At 40.4% G+C, this 23229-nt stretch carries 20 protein-coding genes and 1 pseudogene; 2 read left to right on the plus strand and 19 right to left on the minus strand.

Translation table 11 applies throughout. The features are described from left to right. Positions 1-227 precede the first annotated feature (227 nt). From SIO70_RS29680 to SIO70_RS29760, 17 genes and pseudogenes are all read right to left on the minus strand, one after another. Positions 228-536 (minus strand): RNA-binding protein, encoded by a 309-nt coding sequence (locus SIO70_RS29680; RefSeq protein WP_320577015.1) that lies wholly within the window; start codon positions 534-536, stop codon positions 228-230. A 401-nt stretch (positions 537-937) separates the two neighbouring features. Beyond that, positions 938-1300 (minus strand): group II intron maturase-specific domain-containing protein, encoded by a 363-nt coding sequence (locus tag SIO70_RS33575; RefSeq protein ID WP_414017884.1) that lies wholly within the window; start codon positions 1298-1300, stop codon positions 938-940. Between the two features lie 307 nt (positions 1301-1607). Then, a complete protein-coding gene (locus SIO70_RS29685; protein WP_320577017.1) occupies positions 1608-1952 on the minus strand; it encodes a hypothetical protein in 345 nt (114 codons plus the stop codon). A gap of 38 nt (positions 1953-1990) precedes the next feature. Then, on the minus strand, positions 1991-2812 hold the full coding sequence (locus SIO70_RS29690) for a type 1 glutamine amidotransferase domain-containing protein (RefSeq protein ID WP_320577019.1): 822 nt from the start codon (positions 2810-2812) through the stop codon (positions 1991-1993). Between the two features lie 25 nt (positions 2813-2837). Then, entirely contained in the window at positions 2838-4160 is a 1323-nt protein-coding gene (locus SIO70_RS29695; RefSeq protein WP_320577022.1) for an antibiotic biosynthesis monooxygenase, read from the minus strand. Between the two features lie 242 nt (positions 4161-4402). Beyond that, positions 4403-5215 carry an alpha/beta fold hydrolase gene (locus SIO70_RS29700; RefSeq protein WP_320577023.1) on the minus strand — a complete coding sequence of 271 codons (813 nt, stop codon included), beginning with the start codon at positions 5213-5215 and terminating at the stop codon, positions 4403-4405. A gap of 384 nt (positions 5216-5599) precedes the next feature. Beyond that, the gene (locus SIO70_RS29705; protein ID WP_320577025.1) at positions 5600-7828 is read right to left on the minus strand and encodes an FAD-dependent oxidoreductase; all 2229 of its coding nucleotides are present in this window, start codon (positions 7826-7828) and stop codon (positions 5600-5602) included. 36 nt (positions 7829-7864) lie between these two features. After that, the gene (locus SIO70_RS29710; protein WP_320577027.1) at positions 7865-8200 is read right to left on the minus strand and encodes a hypothetical protein; all 336 of its coding nucleotides are present in this window, start codon (positions 8198-8200) and stop codon (positions 7865-7867) included. A 251-nt stretch (positions 8201-8451) separates the two neighbouring features. Then, positions 8452-9021: a cupin domain-containing protein gene (locus SIO70_RS29715; protein ID WP_320577028.1), complete on the minus strand. Its 570-nt coding sequence runs from the start codon at positions 9019-9021 to the stop codon at positions 8452-8454. Between the two features lie 22 nt (positions 9022-9043). After that, positions 9044-9232 carry a 2TM domain-containing protein gene (locus SIO70_RS29720; protein ID WP_320577030.1) on the minus strand — a complete coding sequence of 63 codons (189 nt, stop codon included), beginning with the start codon at positions 9230-9232 and terminating at the stop codon, positions 9044-9046. A 229-nt stretch (positions 9233-9461) separates the two neighbouring features. Continuing rightward, entirely contained in the window at positions 9462-10031 is a 570-nt protein-coding gene (locus tag SIO70_RS29725) for a Crp/Fnr family transcriptional regulator (protein WP_320577032.1), read from the minus strand. A 225-nt stretch (positions 10032-10256) separates the two neighbouring features. Continuing rightward, positions 10257-12224 (minus strand): sigma-54 dependent transcriptional regulator, encoded by a 1968-nt coding sequence (locus tag SIO70_RS29730; protein WP_320577034.1) that lies wholly within the window; start codon positions 12222-12224, stop codon positions 10257-10259. A 19-nt stretch (positions 12225-12243) separates the two neighbouring features. Further along, positions 12244-14763 carry a histidine kinase dimerization/phosphoacceptor domain -containing protein gene (locus tag SIO70_RS29735; protein ID WP_320577036.1) on the minus strand — a complete coding sequence of 840 codons (2520 nt, stop codon included), beginning with the start codon at positions 14761-14763 and terminating at the stop codon, positions 12244-12246. 377 nt (positions 14764-15140) lie between these two features. Beyond that, positions 15141-15386 carry a hypothetical protein gene (locus SIO70_RS29740; protein WP_320577038.1) on the minus strand — a complete coding sequence of 82 codons (246 nt, stop codon included), beginning with the start codon at positions 15384-15386 and terminating at the stop codon, positions 15141-15143. Between the two features lie 7 nt (positions 15387-15393). After that, a pseudogene (locus SIO70_RS33580) lies at positions 15394-16307 on the minus strand (reverse transcriptase domain-containing protein). Between the two features lie 488 nt (positions 16308-16795). Continuing rightward, positions 16796-18652: a chloride channel protein gene (locus SIO70_RS29755; protein ID WP_320577044.1), complete on the minus strand. Its 1857-nt coding sequence runs from the start codon at positions 18650-18652 to the stop codon at positions 16796-16798. 40 nt (positions 18653-18692) lie between these two features. After that, positions 18693-18881: a hypothetical protein gene (locus SIO70_RS29760; RefSeq protein WP_320577046.1), complete on the minus strand. Its 189-nt coding sequence runs from the start codon at positions 18879-18881 to the stop codon at positions 18693-18695. Positions 18882-19258: 377 nt separating this feature from the next. Here SIO70_RS29760 and SIO70_RS29765 point away from each other — a divergent pair, with 377 nt between their 5' ends. Together SIO70_RS29765 and SIO70_RS29770 are read left to right on the plus strand one after the other, a co-directional pair. Continuing rightward, positions 19259-19942, plus strand: a complete 684-nt coding sequence (locus SIO70_RS29765) for a response regulator transcription factor (RefSeq protein WP_320577047.1) — start codon at positions 19259-19261, stop codon at positions 19940-19942. A gap of 3 nt (positions 19943-19945) precedes the next feature. Then, positions 19946-21328: a HAMP domain-containing sensor histidine kinase gene (locus SIO70_RS29770; RefSeq protein WP_320577049.1), complete on the plus strand. Its 1383-nt coding sequence runs from the start codon at positions 19946-19948 to the stop codon at positions 21326-21328. A 102-nt stretch (positions 21329-21430) separates the two neighbouring features. On the opposite strand, the gene SIO70_RS29775 is transcribed toward SIO70_RS29770, so the two are convergent. Further along, the gene (locus SIO70_RS29775; protein ID WP_320577051.1) at positions 21431-21874 is read right to left on the minus strand and encodes a DUF305 domain-containing protein; all 444 of its coding nucleotides are present in this window, start codon (positions 21872-21874) and stop codon (positions 21431-21433) included. 83 nt (positions 21875-21957) lie between these two features. Then, a complete protein-coding gene (locus SIO70_RS29780; RefSeq protein ID WP_320577053.1) occupies positions 21958-23190 on the minus strand; it encodes a sodium:proton antiporter in 1233 nt (410 codons plus the stop codon). Positions 23191-23229: the final 39 nt, after the last annotated feature.

Here is a 23229-nt window from a genome sequence, read left to right on the forward strand (position 1 = left end):
CTCATAGACCGAACGCAGTTGCTGACAGTTCTTGTTACTATATCCCATCCTGGAGGTTTTATTGAGGGAATAATTAGAAAATTAAGTGGGAAGTTCAGCTTGGGTTGCTACTATTGGGTACATAGACAATTAAAAGCAAAGCCACAAACCACTTAACGTATTCTGCGGCTTTGCTCTTCTGCTCTCTTAACAGATAAAGGTAATCGACGTTTTAAAACATCCAACTATTAGTATCTGGGTCTAAATCCAGGTCTTGGGCCGGATCTGGAGAAACGATCATTTTCTGGTCTTTCAGGTTTTGGACGAGCCTCATACACTACTATTGTCTGGCCAGCAACTACTGAATTATTCAATTCCTTAATTGCCTGTACTGCATTGGAATCGTCTGGCATTTCAACGAATGCAAAGCCTTTAGAACGGCCACTGTACTTATCATAAGCCACATTAATACTATATACAACTCCAAATGGGTCAAATAAAGACCATATTTCATCTTCAGTTGTTCTGTCACTTATATTACCTACAAAAATATTCACAATTATAATTTTAATTAAATACACATATTACTAAAAAACAGCAACTTAGGAAGAAAAGAAACCCAAAATAAATCAGAAGGGGCCAAATGCAACCTTGCTAAAGTTAGAGCAATAAATTGGGTAATACAGGATTAATTTATAGGGATATTACATTATTATTAAATTCTCTAATAAGGATTGCTGTATTAGTACTACAGAACAGATCAGATCGACTGAATGCACTGTGACATAGATAGATTAGATAATATCCAGCTTTCAATATATTTTCATATTTAATCCAGCAATGAAACATTGGATGGCAGACAAATCTTCTACAAACTGGTTCCGGGTAGAGCGGTTTGTTACCTCCCCGCTCCCCTACAGATCCGTACGAGCGGATTTCCTGCACACGGTTCCTCTATTTACGGTTTCGCTAATCGATAACTGTGATGGATCTTGGGTCGTATAAGTGGTATCCACTCTGTAGTCTGCTTCGCAATCCTATTCCATGTCCAGACACGTTTCCCGCCCCGATGGTTGAGCCATTTATGGAGCAGATGTTTTGTCCGGTTGTAATAAGTATGCAGCTTCCTACAGTTGAATGTTATACCGTAGTAGGCATAATGGCCGCGCAGCTTTTGGTTCAGCTCTTCGATAAGTTCCCTCATCGGAAGCTGATGTCGGAAGCACTTGATCCAGTCGCTTATGCGTTTCAATGCTTGATTCAGTTTCTTACTGCTTGTTTTGCGCTTCAGGATTGGTTTTCCTTTTTGGCTTTTACTCATGTAATGGGTAAACCCTAAGAAGCCAAACGTTTTAATTGGATGATTTCCGTCTTTCTTTTCTTCTTCCAGGTCAATTAGTCTGGTCTTTTCAGGGTGTAGGGCAAGCCAAATTTCCCTAATCGCTTCGGCAGTACTTCCATCACCCGTAAAGCATCTTCCCTGTTTGTAAAACCCAACAGAAAATCATCCGCTTTGCGGATGATGAAGCTGCCACCTCTCAATAATGGCTGGAGCTGCTCTTTGAACCAGGTAACAAACTTTCAGATATAATCTGAAGGCTTATTAATTGATCCTGTGCTCGAGGAAGCTATTGTAATTCCCTTTCCAATGGCTTTGCAACCATTTTATTAAAAATCTTCAGGGGAAGCAACCAACGGAAAAAGAATGCAGATTTCGCCAGATAAGTTGCAGGATATCGCAATTTATCACGGTTATCAGTTATGGCTTTAAACGCTACTTTGGCTACAACGTCAGGGATTGGTGCGTTTTTATCGCTTGCTATCATATTATGCTGAACCTTATTTGCATAATGATCGTAGTCGCTATTGGAAACGAACTGAATGTTATTAACAAACTCACTTTTGATACTAGCTGGCTCCAGATTTTTTATAAGAATATTAAAGCCCCTGAGTTCATATTGCAACGCTTCCATAAATCCTTCTAATGCCCATTTTGTGCTGTTATATGTACCTATTTTTTAATCAACCAGTTTTCTACCGCTCTGGAAAAATCTGCTACATCAATAGGATGTCTGCTGGTAACCAGATTGCCATCGGTGACTACCGGTTGTTCTAACACAGTGGCGCCGGCATTTATCAGGTCACTTTGTATATTCCAGTAGCCGGTAAGCTTTTTTCCTTTGATGATATCAGCAGATGCCAATACCACAGGTGCATGACAAATGGCTGCTATTAGTTTTCCGGATCTGTTAAATTCCTGCACAAATCTGATCACATCTTTATCAGCCCGAAGATTATCCGGATTCCAGGCGCCGCCGGGAATGAATACAGCATCATAGTCAGTAACATTAATCTGGTCTGCTGTACGATCGAATTTTATCCAACCTACGGGCTGCAGGTATTGTATAGCCATGACGTGAGTCTTTGACATCTCCGGATAAGCAAGCCCATATCTTTCCGGAGCTGGGTTGTACTTAGGCGCCACTATATCAACGGTTGCTCCCAACTGTCTGAAATACCATACCGGCCCTGTTAATTCAATTTCTTCGAAACCGTCGGCCACAAGTACCGCTATCTTCTTACCTTTCAAAGCTGAACTATTTTTTACCGGGGTTAAGAAAAATGCTTTTAATGCTTCGTTGCCCGGTGCATTTAATAATTTTGATACGGGCATGTTTACAATAGCGGATTGTGTTGATAATTGATTGACAATTTCCAGTTCGTTTGCGTTTACTGTATTCATATGTTCCGTTTTTACTTTTACCTGCGCTTTTGCAGTTGTAGCGATTATAGTCAGTATTACCGCTACAATGACATGATTAAATGGTTTCATTTTTTTATTTTAATAGTTAATGATACTATTGAAGAATAAGGGGTGCGAATTCAATCAGGTTATGCAGTCCCTTCTGAAATGGCTGCTCTTTGATACTTGAATTGAGGTAATCGATCACCGGTTGAATAGGCGGAAAATTAAGATGATATTGAAAAGCCGCATTACTTCTAAACTTTTCATATGTCACAAACTGAGTATCGTCTTCTTCCAATTGTGATAGTTGATAAGTAATGACGCCAGGTTCACTTCTGAATTGTGGCATTGCTACATGGTAAACATCCTTAAATCGCTGCTGTGTTCCAACCTTTGCACTTACAAACAGCATAATGGTAAGCTGACTGTCTGCTGCATTGGCTGTTTTACGCCATTGTTGTTTTGAAAGTGGTTCCAGGTCTTTTATAAGTATGCTTTTTATCGGATTCAGCAAAGCCTTTTCAGCTAATTGACTTACTGCCTGCGATTGAGCGTTACTTTTTGTTTTCATCCATTCTTCAATACTCCCCCACCGCTCTATTACCCAAAGTATGGAAGGATTTTCCCTTTCATAATAGGCTTCTGCCATAATATTGCTTTCAATATCGATAGCATATGATATGTATTCCGTAATTGCTTCTTTGAACTGGTCCTGGTATTCGGATTTTACTTCATAACGGGTAAGCCTTGCCACAGCCTGTTGCTGTTGCAAGGCTGATAATACAGCTTCTCCAACAGCTTTGGCCGATTGTGGATTCTGACCTGTAACCACGCGTTGGTCCGTTACAACATTTGATTGCCAGAGACCTGATTTTTCAAATATGGCCCCCCGCTCTATTAGTTTCGACTCCAGCAGAAAGGGCACAACCTTGTCAAGTTTAACAGCTACTTCTTCTTCATTGGTAAAGGCATTTATTTTTTTGCCATCAACCAGGTATTGGCCATTGGAAAGCCTGATATTGACAAGTCCTGCCGGGCCATGACAAACAGCGCTTACAATGCCTCCGTTCTCATAGATCTTTGCCGCAATGGCAGCTAAAGCTGTATCATCTGCAAGATCCCACATAGCACCATGCCCACCCGCATAGTGAATGGCAGCATATTGAGCGGGATCAACTTCGGATGGTTTTCGTGTGTTTTTAATTTTCTCCCTGTAAATAGCATCGTTCCAGAATTTTTTATTGACAGCATCCCCCAGGTTGAAACCATCCACAGGTGCCTCTCCTCCTTTGGGACTAACAAAATCAATATCATAGTCAGCATCCGTAAGCACCTCCCAGGGATAGGCCACTTCTGATAAATAGAATCCTGTTCTTTCACCAGTATTCCCTTTTTTATCGTGACTGGTTACTACAAATAGAATTTTCTTTTTCATCTTACTTACATTTAGTGCCATTGTATATGAGGTGCTTAACAAGAGAACCGTTATCAATACAAGCACACTATTGGTCTTAAATAGGCAAGCATTTACCCTCATTTCATTTTGTTTTTAACGTGTATGAATAAATTGCCAATTCAAAATTAGATGAGTATATATTCTTTAAGAAGTAATCAGATCACTAATAAAGTGTGATTTGAATCACGGCCAATGATGTGCACCATTAGCCGTGTCCGTTGTTATTCCGCTATGCTGAGCAATAGCTTAGACACTTCATGTGGTTGAGAGAGAAATGGGGAATGACTGGTATTTACTGTAAGGACGGTAGTAATGTGTGCTGCAGCTATCATATTGTCCTGCAGGGCTGGTGAAATAACAATATCCTTCAGTGTTTTGATATATATTTTTTTAACTGCGCCAAAAGCTGCATCAGTCAACGTAACCTTGTTGGAAAATGGAATGGCTGGCTCTGCACGATAATTATCAATTACCTGTTGTTTAACAGCGGGCGTACCATCATTGATAAAAAGCCAGGTAAGGCTATCGGCCTTTACATCGAGCGTCAACATGTCGGAAGAGGGAATTAATGAACCGCCCAGTTTAGAATCAGGATCAGTGGGCGCCAGATCAGCCAGGGCCTGTCCCGATGCTGGCAGGAAAGCGCCAATGTAAACCAATTGGCTGATTTTGGAAGGGATCATCTCTGCCACAGCAGTGATCACCATGCCTCCCATGCTGTGCCCAACCAGGATAACTTTTTCATTTACTGTAGCAATGGCAGCTATCACTTTATCCCGGTAAACATCCAGACTCAATGATTGTGGGGGTGTTTTGTCACTGCCATGCCCCGGAAGTTCAACAACAATTACTTTGTTGCCTTTATTTAAAAGATCAGTACGTACGGCATCCCAGACGTAAGACGCCTGCCATGCGCCATGTACCAGTACATAGGTCCTGGGGGTTCTGATAGTATTGTCTCCATTTTTTTTGCAGTCCGCAAATGTGGAGATCGTGAATGCTGCTGCTAGCAGCAGGGAAATTGTTTTTGTCATCGTTTGTTGTTTTTTTGTGTTGATGTTTCTATATGGGGCGGAATCAGTTTGTACATTACCCGGTTAAGAATCCTTGAGAGCATGGTTGAACTGATTAAGCGCCAATAAGTACAATAGCCAATGGGGCGATCAGCGGGTTAGGTTTCAGGGCAAGTGGTATAAGTCCACAGATGGCCGTTATAGTAATTTACAAAACAAGCAGGAAGCGGGTTTCGAAGGAGATGGCAGCTATTGGGCCGAGCGACACAGCCGCGTTTCTGCGTAAAATATTCGCTGTTTGAAAGGAAAGTTTCCATAGTATGTCCTGGCCCTCACCAAAGAGACTGACTATAATATTGGCTTCCAGCGGCTTCCATCTCTTATTTAATTGGATAATATTGCGCGTTAACCGAAGTCGTCCATATTTATTTTGTCAATGGGAACACCTTCCCGGATCAATAACTGCTTCATTGAAGCCAGGAAGGGAGAAGTGCCCACTAAGTAATAATCATATTGCAGCAGGTCATTCAAATGATATTTTAGCAGATCAATATCGATCCTCTTGCTGGTTGAAGTAATGACAGGTAGATAGGTGTAATTTTTTATTTTTGTATTTTCCAGCTCCCGTTGATATGCTGCGGATGCTATTGTTCTATTGGAATTAAAAAGATAGACCTTGCTTTTAAATTGTTTCTTTTTCAGTTCCTTTAGCATGGGAAGGACGGGGGTTATGCCGATGCCACAAATAAGGAATACGATGTGCCCCATGCCTGGTTTCAACAGAAAATTACCGCAGGGCCCAAAGATGGTGACTTCCTCCTCTATCTCCATTTGTAAACAGGAGTTTTTAAAGCTGCTTTCACTTACTCTCATGGCAAAACGAAGGGTGGGTTCGTCGGGATGAGAGACTATAGAGAGTGAACGAAAGGGAAGATCCAACTCGATATTCTTTGGTTTATTCAGACGAAGAATGGCGTATTGTCCTGGCTTATGGTAAAATCCTGGTGGTTTCTCAAAGGTCAGCTCTATACTGTTTTCCGCGATTACCTGCGTTGTCAATAATTTGACGATCCTGCTATCTTCCATTAACTGTTTGTTATAAGTTTGCCATTTGATCGCTTTATTCATAGACGTGGCAGCCCAATATCCGCCGGAGATGGCCCCGGTAAATCCGCCGCCGGGAAAAGACCATGCTGAAGCGAAATACATATTTCTAACAGGAGATCTTGCGGGAATTCTTTTTATACCCGATTGTGAAGGGCGCTGTGCGTAACCATAAGGTGTACCATTGGGATTAAGTGTATACCGTTGAATAGTTCTGGCGGTACCTACTTCATAAAAAATGATATGCTGAAGAATGCCGGGGTAATAGGTCTCCAGTCTTTTTAAAAAGAGCTGTGCAACCTGTTCCTTTTTGTTTTTATAGGCCAGTTCATCCAAACTTTCCCACTCCGATAAATAATCGGCTGCGCAGATCACGCCAAAGCTTTTGCCTGCAGGTGTAATGCCGGAGTCGATCTGGCTGTAATCGACAAATACAAAAGATTTATTCCCCCAGTCTCCAATGTTGTTGGCTTTAATGTCTTTCAGCTGGTTGATTCCTTCGCCCTGAATAAAAGTGGAATAATGTTGTACCCCAAATTGTTTCAGATCAATATCGAAACCTATGTAAATTGAAATAAGCGAGCAGGATGCTTCCAGATCTTTCGTTTTGTTTTTCAATGATTGTCTATAGGGTTCGGGGATCATCTTTATAGCACATGGTATGGCCGCGTTCACAACAATGGCATCTGCATAAATGGTGACAGGTTCCAGCGAATCATTGAAAGCATCGCGGTATTGCACACCGGTAGCCCTGCCATTTTCAACCAGGATATTTTCTGCTTTCTTACCTACCAATACCTGTCCGCCATTCTTTTCAATAAAGGAGGTAAGGTAATCGGAAAGATTTTGTGAGCCGCCCTTGATATAATAGCCACCACCGGTTATATAACCAGCTTGTGCAATAGCAAAATGTAATAACGATAAATTGTATGGATCATCACCATAATACAAAACGTTGGCAGTAAGCACCAGTTTAAGCTGTTCATCGGTGATGTGTTTGTCAAGCCAATCGCCGCAACTGAGGTTTATTGACTTGAAAATATTTGAGTACAGAACAGGTATAAATGGATAGATCAGTGTCATCTTCCACTTTTCTTTGGGCATCCGGTAAATTTCATCGAGCACATTGGTCATCAGTCTGAAAAAAGCCTGAATACCTTTTGTTTCGTGAGGAAATTTTTCTATCAGGGCCTGTTGAGCGCGTGCTGTGCCATGTGGAAAGGTGAATTTGGTAGCTGCAGAGCTTACATGAAAGAGCTCTGGCACCTGAACAAATTGTATAAACTTGTTTATGTCAAGCAGACCGAATACTTCAGCTTTGATATCTTTATCATGAAAGCCGTTCATCTCGTGTAACCCTACTTCCATGATAAAATCCTTGCGCTTGAAGTTAGTGGCGCATCCCCCAGGTATATAGTGCTGCTCAAGGACCAGCACCTTCTTTCCCAATTTTGCTAACGTGGCGCCGGCTGTCAAACCACCCAGTCCGCTTCCTATAATTACTGCATTGAATTTATTGATCGCATCCATATTTTGGCAATTGTTGCAGTGGAAGTATTTTTTATTTTATCCATTACTTTCAGGCGCAGGCATGTCAAATCCATTTAATACCGTTGCAATGAGGCAATAGCCGCTGATGAGAAAAATGAGCTCTCCGGTTTCATTTTGCCCAAGCACCTTGACAGCCTGATTATAGGTTGAAGCGGGAACGACATGGCCTTTAACCAATGCTGATGCTACGTCATGTGCGATCGCTTCCTGCTCGTTTAAACCTTCCGGGCGGCCACCTGCAGCCAATGCTGCGATAATACCTGTTGAAATACCAAAGGCCTCCGCCATGATCTCATGCGCATATAGCTCAAAGCGGGAACCAAAGGCACTGCCTACCGTTAGGATGGCCACTTCACGCACTGTTTTCGGAAGTGTTGCGTGATTATCTAACGATTTCAAAAATGTTAGTGCAGGTATGCCAAATTGCGGAAAATGTAACATGGGCGGAAACGGACCCAATAGTGCCCCCTCGCTATTGATCATTATGACCGGGCCCTGGCTTCTGGTGATCAAATTTGCGATCTCATCATGTACATATCGGAGTTCGGGACTAAGTGTATGAGGTGGCAACGGTTGTAAGCGCATGATGTTGTTTTTATGTTCTAAAGAAGTTCTTTGGTGAATTCACCGTCGATAAGAATAAAAGCCATACGGCAAGGAAGTCCCGACCGGTTTGCCCAGGCATGGTTGGTACCACGTTGAATGATAATGTTGCCGGCTTTGATAATTACTTCATCCTGGTCAACTATCAATGTCATTTCCCCCTCCAGCACAATACCATAATCAATCGTCGCCGTGCGGTGCATCAAAGGATGAGGTGCACCCAGTCCTGCTTTCGAAGCAGCTTCGCCACCCATTGCTTTAAAGTGCGAACCGGCTTCTTCTTTCGTAAGATTTCGGATCTCTTCCCCTTCTGGTGGAAAATCAATAACCCTGATACGGGTACCATTTTTAGGAGGTCCCAATACCAGGCTGGTTTCTTCCGGATCGCCGGAAACAGGATCAATCAGTGCGGGTGATTGGCGGGTATTCCATACTTCGTGAAACTTTGCGCCGCCTGGTCCTCCAATCATATACGTTTGACCGGGTGAAGCGTCTGACACGATAATTGCTTTCCCATCTGCGTTATGACCTGTTACGATACGTCTGACTGTTTTTTGTTGCTGATCCATGAATGTAGTTTTTAGATGTTCATTAATTTTTAAAAACAAAAACGCCCAGGTAGTGAAACAGGACGCCTATTGCCCATGCCGGTGTTGACCATAAAGGCCATGGATAAGTGCGGTCGGTCAGATACCACACTATCCAGATGGCGGGTGTGGTCAATAAGAAAACGATCAGATGGATCCTGAAACCTTTTTTGGGGGATATCGGATGTGACATACGCATTAATTTTCTGATGTGATGTATAGGATTTTGTATAACAACTTTTGTGAAATAAAATTACTATCATCACAGTTGGAGACGAGGACGCCTGCTCACTATTTGGATGTGAGTAGACTCACTATTGCCGGGTGAGTCTACTCACTCATAAGCAGGGAGCTGATTAAAAAAGATGAGGGAGTATCAGTATCAATACTCCCTCATCTTTTTTAATCACAATCTAAAAGACTTACTTATGGTTAGTATATAACCTGCTTAGCGTTTCGCGGCGCAGGCCAAGAAACTCGGCGATCATTTTTTTGGGTATTTGTTGTATTAAGACGGGATATAATTTTGCAAATTCTTCATATCTTTTTTGGGGTGCATTGCAAAGCAACATTTTGATCCGTAGCTGCAGGGCAATAAACCCCCTGGTCATTTTCATCCTGAAAAAATGTTCCATTTTGTGCAGCTCTGCAGCCAGCTTTTCTCTGCCATAAAGACTGAGGCATAATACTTCACCTGGCACTAAACATTCAAGGTACATGCTTGCCGGCTTCTGGTTAAAATAGGAATTATAGTCAGACATCCACCAGTTCTCCTGGGCAAACATGCAAACATATTCCCTTCCCTGATCGTCGGAATAAAATACTCTATATATGCCAGAGAGCACCAGGTACTCGTATTTAACATCATCTCCTTCCTGTATCAGGTATTGATTCTTGCGTACTCTTTTTAATGTAAAGAACGATTTGATGAATTCAAATTCTTCATCGTTAATGGGTGTTATTTCTTCAATGTGTAACCTCAATCTGTTCATGTTATCAGGTCTATATAATATTTTAAAGTGATACTAACTCCAAGTGACGCCATTTGCATGCCATTTAATCCAGATAGTATGAACAGGATATTTTTATTCACAACGAATTGAAAATGAAAGTTTTAATACTCTTATAATGAGGGGTACTTACAAACAAAGACAAACAGCCACCTCCAATTTTTTTGGAGGTGGCTACAAGAAGTCTAAAAATATTGGAGTTGGCCTTTACGGGGTTCCTGTGGATTGGATAAAATCCTGTCTCTTAATGTTCAGCTTAGTTATTCTTGCTTCCAGCGTGGTTGGTTTGATATTCAATATTTCCGCAGCGCCATTTGTTCCGCGTATACGGCCATTCGTTCTTTTTAAGATCGAAATAAGATAAGCTCTTTCTGTTTCCTGCTGAACGTGCTTTACATCTTCCAGTGTTTCGATATTTATTTCACCGCCTGACGCAGGCACTACCACGGTAAGGCTTCGCCTTAATTCCAGTTTCGATTTGCCATCGTTAAGGATTACAGACTGCTCCATAATATTCTCCAACTCCCGAATATTCCCTGGCCAGTTGTAAGCACGCATCTCTTCCATCATGGAAGCTGAAATACCGTGGAATAGCTTATTAAATTCCTGGCAAAACCTGTTTGCAAAAAAAAGTGCCAGTGTTTCAATATCAGTTTTCCGTTCACGTAAAGGAGGTAAGGTAATGGGAAAAACATTGAGTCGATAATAGAGATCAAGCCGAAAATTCCCTTCTGCTACTTCTTTTTCCAGGTTTCGGTTGGTAGCGGATACAATTCTGACATTCACTTTTACAGATGAACTGCCCCCTACAGATGAAATTTCCTTTTCCTGTAAAACACGGAGTAATTTTACCTGCATATCCAGCGGCAGCTCTCCAATCTCATCTAAAAAAATAGTGCCTCCATCGGCTTGTTCAAATCTTCCTTTTCGTTTTTCTATAGCACCGGTAAATGCTCCCTTTTCATGGCCAAATAACTCAGATTCTATCAATGTGGTTGGAATGGCAGCACAGTTTACTTTTACGAATGGGCCCTTTTTTCTTTGTGACAGCGCGTGAATATAATGAGCTACCTTCTCTTTTCCTGTTCCACTTTCACCGAGTATCAGGACCGATGTATTATAAGGCGCGATCTGAGTGGTAAGATCCAATGCAGCCAGTAAAAGCGGGTGATTGCCAATAATACCCTGAAATCCGGGGCGATTCGCGACTTCACTATGGTCTTTGTTAATGGAACCGCGTTGATCGGCTGCGCGCGGTGCATGCGTCATTTTCTCTGCAAGTTTTGCCAGGTACATTTTTAAACGATCCAGTAAAGCAATGTGCTTCTCTGTGTAAATAGCGCACTGTCGGCTGTAAAAGAAGTAGTGAACTGCCAAACCATTCTTTACAGCCACCGGGAAAACCAGGGAAGCCTGACAATTAAAGGAATCAAACCATGTTTTTTGTAGCGAAGGATCATTCAATTCCTGTTTTGTTATATCATTTTTGTAAATGTTCGCGTGCGCATCTGTATGGCTGTTCTTAATGATATTGGAAAGCTCGTCTTTACTTAAACCGGTAATTGTTCTTAATTCATTTTCATGAATAAGCTGGTATTCATCAAACCCGATACGTAGAAAGGCTGTATCATTGAATTGCGCATTATCAAATGGCCTGGGCCCTATGGAAATAAGGTCAAATGGGATATATGATTGTAACAAACGGGCGATCTTCAGTAGCCTTTGTTCAGCCGTTGCAGCTTCATTGCTTATTGTTGCTAAATGCTTTTGCAAAAAATCCTCCTGCCTGAGCTGGGCTTCCAGGCTATGACGATGACGATATAGGGCAATTTCCAATGCTACCAGCAGGTCATTTTCCCTGAATGGCTTTACAAGAAATCCATAAGGCTCAGTTTTCTTTGCTTCTTCCAGTATTTTCTGGCTTGAATGTGCAGACAAATAAATGAAAGGAATATTTTCGGTCCTCAGTTTCCTGGCCAGGTCTATACCTGAACTTTCCCCTTCTAATCGGATATCTAGCAGCACCAGGTCCGGTTGCTGGTTCCGGATATTTTCTTCTGCCTCTTCCACCGACGCCACTATACCTGTTACACTATAACCAGCCGACCCCACTGCTAAACGGAGTGCATTTCCCACAATAAATTCATCTTCTACAATCAGTATTTTGATATTCATATTAATATTGTTACTGAGTTCATTTAATTAAGATTGGAAACCTTACCGTTATGTGTACGCCATTATTGCTTTCAATGTAAAAGCTGCCCTTTAGCTGCCTGGTAAGCCCCTGCATAAGATCCAGCCCGAGTGAATGATGTTTACTGGTGTCAAGTCCTGCCGGTAAACCAATACCATTGTCCGATATTTTCAGCAATAATTGATCAGCGCCCTCATATTGCAAATGAATGCTTACAATGCCTTTTTGTTCATTCAGGAAGGCATATTTGATAGCATTGACAATACTTTCTGTAATGATCAATCCGAGGAGGATGGCCTGCGATACATCAAGATCAACCGATTCGATCGTTTGTTGAAAAGTTATCTGATTGTTAGCATCAAAACTTTCATGCAGGTAACGCACCAGGTCTTTGATATAAGCGGGCATCAAAATGGTTGACGTATTTTCATCCTTGTAAAGCTTCTGGTGGATCATTGACATCGCCTGCATCCGTCGCAGACTATCATTTACAGCAAGCCGGGCTATATCATCCTCAAGATACTTAGATTGTGCATACAGTAAGCCGGTTACCATCTGGAGGTTGTTCTTAACCCTATGGTGTAACTCCCTGATCAACCATTCTTTTTCTTTGAGTAATTTATCCTGCTCTGTAGTCAGTTTTTCCAAAAATAAGTTTTTCTGATCCAGTTCTTTCTGATTAGCCTTGAGCTTGCGATTGTTTCTTTGTTTTATCAGATAGCGGTTAAATAGCAGGCCTACAATGATCAGCAGTAGTGCTACATAGGCCAGGATTATGTTCTTTGTTTTATTAGTCTGCTCAATACGAATACGCTGCAGTTGATTTTGGTTGTTAAGCAGTTTAATATCCTTTTCCTTTTTAGCGGTTTCAAATTGAACCTGTAATTCTTCTATTTGCCAGTGCTTGGTTTCATTAAAGATAGAGTCGCTCAATTGCTTGTGTCTCAGTAAATGCTGTATAGCGGAGGTATAATTCCCTACGCCGGAATCCCCCTTGAAGAGCATCAGGTGCACATCTTTAATTAGTGCAAGGGAATGCCTTATTTCTGCAGCGCCAAGTGCTTTTTGCAAATAGGAAATTGCTTTCCTGTATTGTAGCTTATTGATAAAATATTGCCCTATCTCGTAATAGACATCAGTGGTTATTTCATTATCTTCCTGCAGCTGCCCTGCCAGCGTTATTAATTCAAGATAATACTTGTCGGCCTGTCGATGCTGCTTCACAGCCTGGTAACAATACGCCAATGAACTTACCAGGCATATTTTTGCGTCAACCCCGATAGGTTTGTTTTTAGCGTTGATGTCAATAATATAGGCAAGCGCTTCCTTCTCTCTTTTTATTTTTACAAGTTCCCTTGCAAAGAATCCCGCATCCCTGAATTTATAAAAATTGTCGCTATCATTAAATACACGGTTATTGAGCGCTTTCGAGTACCACTCCACACTTTTTTCTGGCTGCCCTATTTCCCGGTACATATTGGCAAGGCGACTGTAAAACGTAAGAGATGAAGTGGAATCATTTGTAGCTTCAATGCTTTCTATTGCCATTAGCCCATAAGCAACACACTTATTGAAATCGCCTTTATAACGGTAGGTAACAGCCAGCAGATCATAAATATAATGCAGGTCCCGATAGCCGATCGCTTTGTAAAGATCCAGTGAATTCAATAACGCTGTTTCCGCCAGGTTTAACCTGCCATTTACTAAATGTATATCAGCTATCGTTTTTAAAACAAATGCTTCTCTTTCCTGGTTACCACTTTTTTTATAAAGTGAGCGCATTTTCATGAAACAATACAATCTGGTTATTCCAGTATTCTCACGTAACGGAATCAGCATTGCCAGCTCGTACCACAAAAGGGCTTCTCTTTCTTCATTACCAGGCATGTTTATTTGATCTATCGCTTCCTGATATAGGTTTTTAGCTGGCTGCAACCCTTTGGTAATAAAGCTAACCATTGCCTTGATATGTGCACGTTCAGGTAGCCATTTTGCCGACAAATAAACCGGTGCTACTTTACCTGCCTGCTCAAGGAAAATCATTGAGCTGTCTAAATTCTGTTTGGTGTATCCGGATTTATGAAACAGATAATGGCGGCCCAATATGATCAATAAACGGAAACGGGTTGAATCCTGTAGCGTGCCTAATAGGTTAAGCGCAGGTTCTATTTCATTTTTTCTAATAAAGGCATCTCCCTTTAACAAAAGGGCTTCATTTTTCCCATTTTCATAATTTAAGGCCTCACTAAGATGGAAGGCCTGGGTTGCAAACAATTTTGCGCTATCAAGTTGTGTCCATGGATTTCCTGTTTTGTAAACGTAATATTCCCTCAGCAAGTAATATTGGCCAAGTTTTAACATAACATGCACCCGGCCAGTATCCGCATTGCTTTCCCGGAGTTGTAATAACAAATCTGCTTGTTCCTTCCATATCCTTTGAGCAAAAGAAAATAGAGGAGTAGCCAGCAAAACGACAATTGTGGTAATAAAAAAAGCGGTTCTTCTATTATAAAGCTTCATGTATTATAAGAGAATTTCATGTAATTAGGCCTGGCTGTGTAGCATTCAACTTTCAGGTTATGGGTGTCTTCAAATTTTAGCAATAATAATCAAATTGAAACTGAATTCAATAACCTATTGACTTACCTAATGAACTCAAAAAAAGGGGTATAAGATTGAATTAGAGGGGAAAGCAGTATTCAAATTCCCCGACAAAAAAATAATTAAATTAATAGATATATCATAATTACCAATGATGAGTTAAGCAAAATATGTCACCCATACATTCACAAATGTTGATAAATCCTCCATAAACTGGTGCCAGGTAGAGCGGTTTGTTACCTCCCCGCTCTCCCACAGACCCGTACGAGCAGATTTCCTGCACACGGTTCCTCTATTTACGGTTTTGCTAATCGATAACCGTGATAGATCTTGGGTCGTATAAGTGGCATCCACTCTGTAGTCTGCTTCGCAATCTTATTCCATGTCCAGACACGTTTCCTGCCCCGATGGTTGAGCCATTTATGGAGCAGATGTTTTGTCCGGTTGTAATAAGTATGCAGCTTCCTACAGTTGAATGTTATACCGTAGTAAGCATAATGGCCGCGCAGCTTTTGGTTCAGCTCTTCGATAAGTTCCCTCATCGGAAGCTTATGTCGGTAGCACTTGATCCAGTCGCTTATGCGTTTCCAAAGCTTGATTCAGTTTCTTACTGCTTGTTTTGCGTTTCAGAATTGGTTTTCCTTTTCGGCTTTTACTCATGTAATGGGTAAATCCTAAGAAGCCAAACGTTTTAATTGGATGATTTCCGCCTTTCTTTTCTTCTTCCAGGTCAATTAGTCTGGTCTTTTCAGGGTGTAGGTGTAGGGGCAAGCCAAATTTCCCTAATCGCTTCGGCAGTACTTTCATCACCCGTAAAGCATCTTCCCTGTTTGTAAAACCCAACAGAAAGTCATCCGAAAAGCGGACGATAAAGCTGCCTCCTCTCAATAATGGCTGGATCTGCTCTTTGAACCAGGTGTCCAAAACATAGTGTAAATAAATGTTGCTAAGCAACGGGGATAGGTTTACCCCTGCGGCGTTCCTTCTGTCGGATACATCACCTGGCCATTTTCAAATATGCCGGCCTTTAACCACTTGTCGATCATTTTCCTTATCACGCCATCTTTTATCTTCAGGTCAAGGAACTCCCGTAAACATTGATGATTGATACTGCCAAAGTAGTTTTGCATGTCAGCGTCTATTATATAGCGCATCCGGTTTACACTTACTTCTCTGGATAATTCCTCCAATGCATGATGTTGAGATTTCCCCGGTCTAAAACCATACGAACATGGATAGAATATTTCCTCGTAGACTGGTGTCAGGACTCGGGTTACCGAAGTCTGAAGTAATTTAACTTCTAACGTAGGCAAGCCAAGCGGCCGGTATTTGCCCTCTCCTTTGGGTATAAGTACGCGTCGAATATGGGGTGCACGATTTGGAAACGTTAGGCTCTCCTGTGTTCCCGTATCACCCCAGTCTGCCTTTGATATGTTCTCAGACCCCGGTCGAATCGCCCCCACTCGTCTTTAAAGCAGGTTTGATATTGCCTTCGCTTTTCGAACAACTAAAGCTTCAACGTACAGGACAGTTTCGAGGCTCTGGTAGCATACCTGCAGCAGTCGCTGTCTACGCTTCGTGCCATCATTTCTGATGACTACGCAAGACTCGCTTCCGGTGGTTGACTAGATCTTGTAGGACAGGATTAGGTACCTGCTGGGTAATTTCGAGGTGTTTCATCTATAAATCCCCACCTCACGGACTTTGCACAGCGCAATCGAAAACTGTCCCGTCTGGTCGGCAAAACCCGGCTTAATGAGAATAATCTCAGAAAGTCGGGTTTCGCTTTTTTCTGAAGTGCCCGACAAATCTGCAAAAAGGAAAATATTCTATTCATCTTTTCGGTTCGAGGTTGATGCTTTTTCTGGTTATAATAGATTCCTCCTGGAATATCCCAAAGATCTCCATAAAATAATTCGTGCAATCTTAAGCCCCTACTATTGTTCAGTAATTAATTATCCAAATCAGAATATTCATGTAGTAATTGCCTGTAACGATTTAAAATATCTGATTTAGATATAAACCCAATAAGGCGGCCTTCTTTTATAACAGGCAAATCCCAGGCATTCACTTCATCCAGTTTTTGTAAAACGCTAACCGTACTGTCTTCTAATTGAATAGCAGCAGGCACCTCTTTCATTAAGTCCATAACTGTAACAGTATCATATAAATTATGATTAAACATAACTGGACGTAAATCCTCCATTGTTATGATACCTTCCAATACATGATGCTGATTAACTACTGCAACTATATTACGTTTACCATATTTTACCAGTTCTACCAATTGTCGTAAAGAAGAATGAATATCAATCTCCTGCACATCTTTTTCTATGAGGTCTTCTACTTTAAGTATAGATAATATATTCTTGTCATGCTCATTAGTAAAAATTTTTCCAGCGTCTGCTAACTCTTTCAGGTCTGGTGAAATTTGCGAAAACCATTTGCCTATCAGATAAGATGAAGTGCTTACAATCATTAATGGAATAAAAAGGTCATAGCCAGAGCTTGATTCCGCTATTAGAAATATAGCAGTTAAGGGAGCATATAATACGCCACTCATTACACCTGCCATACCTACAATTACCAGGTTTACTACCGGTACGTCAGTTATACCTAACTGAGTACAAATCATTGCAAAAAAATATCCCAGGAAACTGCCTGCAAACAGAGAAGGTGCAAAATTTCCTCCGTTCCCACCGCTGTGTATCGTAAAGGCTGTAGAAAAAACCTTTACCAGGCAGATACAACCCGTAAACAATAATATAATCCAACCTTTTAATGGCATAAACCGAAGAAGAGTGTGCTGCATTATACCTCCGATATCTCCATTTGCCAGCGACTTTACAGATAAGTAGCCTTCTCCGAATAAAGGAGGTAGCAAAACACATAATAAGGATACTACAATACCGCCAAGTATGGCTTTCTGCAATTTGCTCCAGGATAATTTATGAAATAAATATTCAATCTTTTGTGATACTACTACAAAATAACGTGCATAAAACCCACACAATATCCCCAATACCAGATAATATGGCACATTATGATAGTTGAATGGATGACGGGATTCAAAATGAAAAAGCACATCCTCCTGCAAAATAATCTTAGAGAGCAAACTACCACATACGGCTGCCAATATCAATGGAATGAAGTCTGAAAAAACAACACCAGTAAGGAGTATTTCAAAAGCAAACATCACACCTGCTATTGGTGCATTAAATGCGGCAGCAATACCTGCCGTTGCACCAGCTGCCAGTAATAGGGTTCTTTCTTTATATCCAAGAAGATAAGTTCGGGCATAATTAGAACCGATAGCAGCTCCCGTAACTGCAATTGGACTTTCCAATCCTGCAGAACCTCCAAAGCCTATAGTAATAGCGCTTTGTATGATCTGCGAATACATTTTTACCGATGGTACCAGACTGCTATTTTGGGCAACCTCATAAAGAATTGCAGGTATACCTTTGCGGGACTCACCTTTGAAAAACCACGATACTGTAAGTGTGGTTAATACAATACCAAGAAAAGGAAACAGTGCATAAAATATTACCTGTGTGCTAAAATGTACTTTATACGTAATCACATAATGAATATAATGCACTAACATTTTCAGACCTACACCAGCTAAACCAGCAGCAATACCAACTAATATACCTGACAGTATAAGAAACTGTTTTCGGTTCATCTTACTCCTTAGCCAATGAAAAACAACCTCGTAACTCCTTGCCTTTTTTAAACTATAACGTTGAAAATCCTGTTTAAACCGTAAGAAACTATGATATTTACGTATATACTTTGAATTCTTCATCAGGTAATTTTAGGAGGCAATTAACCTCATATATACTGCATTACTTCTCAAGCGCCCCATTCTTTCTACTCTTTATTTCTTCTGTTAAAAGCTTAATCAGCTCTTTACATTTTCTGTACTCTTCTTCCGGGCCACCTATCCTAAGCATATTCATATAATCAGAGGTCTTATTCGCAAGCATATCTACCATTGTAATCATATCCAGATTTTTCAGTTCTCCTGCTTCCATTATGACAAATAGATTTGTATGACGCTGAGATTGTATGGTCACGGGATGCGTATCTGTTAGTTGTACCTTTATCCCAATAGTTACACCAACTGTAATATAATTTCCTGATACATCACATATCCAGCATCCGCAAACCTACATAAATATGAAAAGAAGGATGCCCTGTCCGTATTAGAATAAGATTAGAATTCCTTATTTCGTCCAATCCTACCAGTATACAAATGCTTAACCGGCATCAAAAATCCCCCACTAAACCAGGTATTCCCCCAGGATGACATTAGAATTAAATTAGAAATGAAGCGGGAGGATAATCGTCCGGAAGGAAAGTTTAAGTTGTAAATTGCATTATTTAGAATACTTACATGACAATGAATAATATGCGTATCTTATTGGTAGATGATGAGCCCCGGATAGCTGATACCCTTTCTTTTGGGTTGTTCGAAAACGGATACAACGCTACAGTGGCATATGATGGAGAAACAGGCTATGGCATGTTTCATCAGCAACAATTTGACCTCCTGGTCCTGGATATCAACCTTCCCGGACTGAACGGTTATGAGTTATGTAAACGAGTGCGGAAAGAAAATGCTAAAATACCTATTATCATGCTAACAGCTCTTTCAACATTGGAAGATAAAATAGAAGGTTATGACGCCGGCGCAGACGATTATATTGTCAAGCCTTTTGAATTCAGGGAGCTGATGATGAAGATAAAGGTATTACTCAGACGGAGTAACAATACAGTTCAGCCCACTGGAAATTTACTCCATGCAGGAGACCTTATAATGAATGCCGATACACGTGAGGTAACCCGTGCCGGTACTCCGGTCAACCTGACGGTGAAGGAATCACAATTGCTGGAATTTCTTTTGAGGAACAAAAATAGGGTTATATCCCGGGCAGATATCGCCATAAGTGTATGGGAAATTGACTTTGAAACAAACACAAATATAATTGATGTATATATAAATTATCTGCGTAATAAAATTGATAAGCCTTTTTCTGAAAAGCTTATTCATACACAGGTGGGATTGGGTTATATTTTGAAAGAAACTAAGTAATATATGCCTATTCGTCTACGTATTACTTACCTATTCACATTATTGGCAATGATCATTCTTGGAATTGTCTGCTTTGCCATCTATTATTTTTCTGCTGTTGTAAGATTAAATACTATAAAAACGCGATTAACCAATCGGGCTATTACTACTGCCAGATTACTTAAAAGTTCAGGTCAGATTAATAAAGGCCTCATGCACCGTATTGATTCTCTGACTGCACTATCTTTAAAAAGAAAATGTGTTCAGGTGTATGGTAGCCAGGGTGAGATGATATATTATTATAGTGACATTCCTGGAGACACAATGGATGTGAGTTACGAAATACTACAGCAAGCAAGAAAACGGGAGACATTTTATTTTACAGCCGGCAATAAGGAAGCGGTAGCATACTATGCCCAGGAAAATCAGGAAAGCAACATTATCATTTCTGCTGCCGAGGATGGTGAGGGAAATAAAGCACTTGAACAACTTGGACAAATTCTAATTTTCAGTTTTATCTCTGGCACCTTATTATCATTCGGAGGAGGACTCTTTTTCTCAAGGGGGCTACTGGAGCCAATACGGAAGATTACTGAAGAAGTAAATGATATATCCGCATACAATCTGGACAGGCGTATTAATACCACTGGGAGTAAAGATGAATGGTACAGGCTTTCTGAAACACTTAACCGTCTGCTTGACAGATTAAAAAACGGTTTTGAGCTCCAGAGACGTTTTATTTCGAACGCCTCACATGAGCTGTCTACCCCACTAACGCTTATTTCTACCCAGGTTGAAATAACTCTCCAGCGCAATCGTAGTGAAGAAGAATATCAACGTATTATGACTCAGGTACTGAAAGATGTACAACACATGAATAATCTCGTGCAGACCCTGTTAAAATTTGCAACTACCTCAGGTAATGCAGGTGGTCTCCGATTGGACCCCGTTCGTATAGACGAAGTATTAATGCGTCTTCCTGCCGAAATACAGAATAATACGAAAAACCATAGTGTTGCACTTCATTTTCCGGAACTACCAGAACAGGATGAAAAAATGCTGGTATTCGGGAATGAAGAATTGCTTTTTACCGCCATATCAAATATCGTTTTAAACGCCTGTAAATATTCTCATGATAATCACGCAGAAGTAACTCTCTATTTAAACGAGGAAGAATTTGTTATTACAATTGTTGATAAAGGAATCGGAATGGAAGAAAAAGAACTGGCAAATATTTTTCAACCCTTTTACAGAATTCAGCAAAGGAGTAATGTAAAAGGTTTTGGGCTGGGTCTGGCACTTGCCTCACAAATCATCAAACTGCACAAGGGTGAAGTGAAAGTCACATCTGTAAAAGGAGAAGGCACAACATTTACCATTTATCTTCCTTATTTACAAGTACTTTAATGCAGAAAATATTACTATATTATTAATAGAGGATAACATATAAGATCAAATTCTTTTTTTTCAAAAGCTATTGGTTACCATCTTATAGCCTGTGTCTTAAAATTAGTTTTCCATTTCCTTTAACTTCGCTTTCATAATAGCAATCTCTCTCTCCTGCGATTCTATAATACTATTTGATAATTTTTTTACTTCCGGGTCCTGAATATCCGCATGTTTGCTTGTAAGGATCGCAGAAGAATGATGGGGAATCATGGCCCTCATGTACTCGGCATCACTTATAAAAAATTGCTTTCTTAACATAACAAGTACAATTATAAATATAACTGCACTGGAAGCAAGAATCCTATAATTAAGTTTTTTGTTCGCGTACATTTTACCCATCATTAATAGCATAATCAATGCCATTGGGGCAACCATCAGAATTGTCATGTAGAGCCGGGTAATGCTTAAATAAACATGACTGACCTCATCCACGTTTAAAAACATTACCACATACATAATTATAAACGAAAGGCCCAGCGTAATGAAAAATCTTTTATAACTCATCTTTACATATTTTTGGATTAGTTGGTTAGATTATCCACAATATGCGCTCAATTATAGGGCCATGAATCTAAGTGAAGAGCTCATTATTGTAATTTATTTGCAAATCTGCCTATTGTTAAGCCTTGTACAAGAATTGAAAATACCACAACAATATATGTAATGAAAACAAACTCATCACGGTGCATAAATGGACTAAGTGAAAGTGCAAGTGCTACTGAAATTCCACCTCTAAGTCCTCCCCATGTAAGTATAGCCACGGCATGTTTTTCAAACTTTATCTTGTAACGCAGTAAAAACACGGGGAAAATAACTGATACCCAGCGGGCAAAAAGTACAATCAGGATGCATATTACTCCTATTATAAATATAGTTGTATTCACCTTTACAATCAGCATTTCCATACCAATTAATAAAAAAAGAATGGCATTTAAAATTTCGTCAATTAACTCCCAGAATTTCCCCAGGTAATCACGCGTCAAGTCAGACATTCCTTCCTTTTTTGCTTTATTACCCGTAATAATACCGGCTACAACCATTGCCAGTGGCCCTGACACATGCAGGTGATCTGCAAAAAAATAACCGCCCATCACAATAGCTAAAGTAATTAACACCTCTACCTTATAATCATCAATTGAACGCAAGGCATAATATCCCATATATCCCAGCAGTGCACCAAACAACACACCTCCTATAGCTTCTTCGAGAAATAAACGTCCAATCGCCAATGCTGAAAACTCTCCCCCTGAGGAACGTGCAATCTCTTCTATACTGATAAATATCACTACTGCCACTCCATCATTAAATAACGACTCCCCGGAAATTTTACTTTCAAGTGAAGAAGGGATATTGGTCTTCTTTAGAATTCCAAGTACAGCAATAGGATCTGTTGGAGAAATCAAAGCCCCAAAAAGCAGACAATATATAAAAGAAATTGGCAGCTTGAATAATCCAAAAAGATACCACACAAGACCTCCAATAATAAAAGTAGAAATTAGTACCCCCAATGTGGCCAGTAGCATAACAGCCCATTTTTCCTGCTTCAATTTTTGTGCATCGATATGTATCGCGCCAGCAAATAAAAGAAAGCTTAGCATAAAATTCATCAGCAGATCCTTAAAATCAACAGATTCCGCAAGTTGAACGGCCTTCTCTGATAATACAGAATGAGCGCCTCCCATAAAAGCAAGCACAATCGATGACATTAAGGATAGCGCCATTATTCCTATGGTAGGTGGCCATTTGATGAAATGGTGATTAATGTAAGCAAATATGGCTGTGAGTACAATTGTGATAGCTAAAATCTCCTGTATGCTCATGTATATTTTTTAATTAATAGATAGTCGGAAGTGATTAAT

Origin of the sequence: Chitinophaga sancti, from assembly GCF_034087045.1 — a bacterium.
In the GTDB taxonomy this organism is placed as follows: domain Bacteria; phylum Bacteroidota; class Bacteroidia; order Chitinophagales; family Chitinophagaceae; genus Chitinophaga; species Chitinophaga sancti_B.

What these genes read in the sequence shown, in the direction of transcription:
- SIO70_RS33575 (WP_414017884.1), bottom strand. Translation starts at nt 1,300, where the DNA reads ATGAGTAAAAGCCAAAAAGGAAAACCAATCCTGAAGCGCAAAACAAGC.
- SIO70_RS29685 (WP_320577017.1), bottom strand. Translation starts at nt 1,952, where the DNA reads ATGGAAGCGTTGCAATATGAACTCAGGGGCTTTAATATTCTTATAAAA.
- SIO70_RS29690 (WP_320577019.1), bottom strand. Translation starts at nt 2,812, where the DNA reads ATGAAACCATTTAATCATGTCATTGTAGCGGTAATACTGACTATAATC.
- SIO70_RS29695 (WP_320577022.1), bottom strand. Translation starts at nt 4,160, where the DNA reads ATGAAAAAGAAAATTCTATTTGTAGTAACCAGTCACGATAAAAAAGGG.
- SIO70_RS29700 (WP_320577023.1), bottom strand. Translation starts at nt 5,215, where the DNA reads ATGACAAAAACAATTTCCCTGCTGCTAGCAGCAGCATTCACGATCTCC.
- SIO70_RS29705 (WP_320577025.1), bottom strand. Translation starts at nt 7,828, where the DNA reads ATGGATGCGATCAATAAATTCAATGCAGTAATTATAGGAAGCGGACTG.
- SIO70_RS29715 (WP_320577028.1), bottom strand. Translation starts at nt 9,021, where the DNA reads ATGGATCAGCAACAAAAAACAGTCAGACGTATCGTAACAGGTCATAAC.
- SIO70_RS29720 (WP_320577030.1), bottom strand. Translation starts at nt 9,232, where the DNA reads ATGTCACATCCGATATCCCCCAAAAAAGGTTTCAGGATCCATCTGATC.
- SIO70_RS29725 (WP_320577032.1), bottom strand. Translation starts at nt 10,031, where the DNA reads ATGAACAGATTGAGGTTACACATTGAAGAAATAACACCCATTAACGAT.
- SIO70_RS29730 (WP_320577034.1), bottom strand. Translation starts at nt 12,224, where the DNA reads ATGAATATCAAAATACTGATTGTAGAAGATGAATTTATTGTGGGAAAT.
- SIO70_RS29735 (WP_320577036.1), bottom strand. Translation starts at nt 14,763, where the DNA reads ATGAAGCTTTATAATAGAAGAACCGCTTTTTTTATTACCACAATTGTC.
- SIO70_RS29740 (WP_320577038.1), bottom strand. Translation starts at nt 15,386, where the DNA reads ATGAGGGAACTTATCGAAGAGCTGAACCAAAAGCTGCGCGGCCATTAT.
- SIO70_RS29755 (WP_320577044.1), bottom strand. Translation starts at nt 18,652, where the DNA reads ATGAAGAATTCAAAGTATATACGTAAATATCATAGTTTCTTACGGTTT.
- SIO70_RS29760 (WP_320577046.1), bottom strand. Translation starts at nt 18,881, where the DNA reads ATGGAAGCAGGAGAACTGAAAAATCTGGATATGATTACAATGGTAGAT.
- SIO70_RS29765 (WP_320577047.1), top strand. Translation starts at nt 19,259, where the DNA reads ATGCGTATCTTATTGGTAGATGATGAGCCCCGGATAGCTGATACCCTT.
- SIO70_RS29770 (WP_320577049.1), top strand. Translation starts at nt 19,946, where the DNA reads ATGCCTATTCGTCTACGTATTACTTACCTATTCACATTATTGGCAATG.
- SIO70_RS29775 (WP_320577051.1), bottom strand. Translation starts at nt 21,874, where the DNA reads ATGAGTTATAAAAGATTTTTCATTACGCTGGGCCTTTCGTTTATAATT.
- SIO70_RS29780 (WP_320577053.1), bottom strand. Translation starts at nt 23,190, where the DNA reads ATGAGCATACAGGAGATTTTAGCTATCACAATTGTACTCACAGCCATA.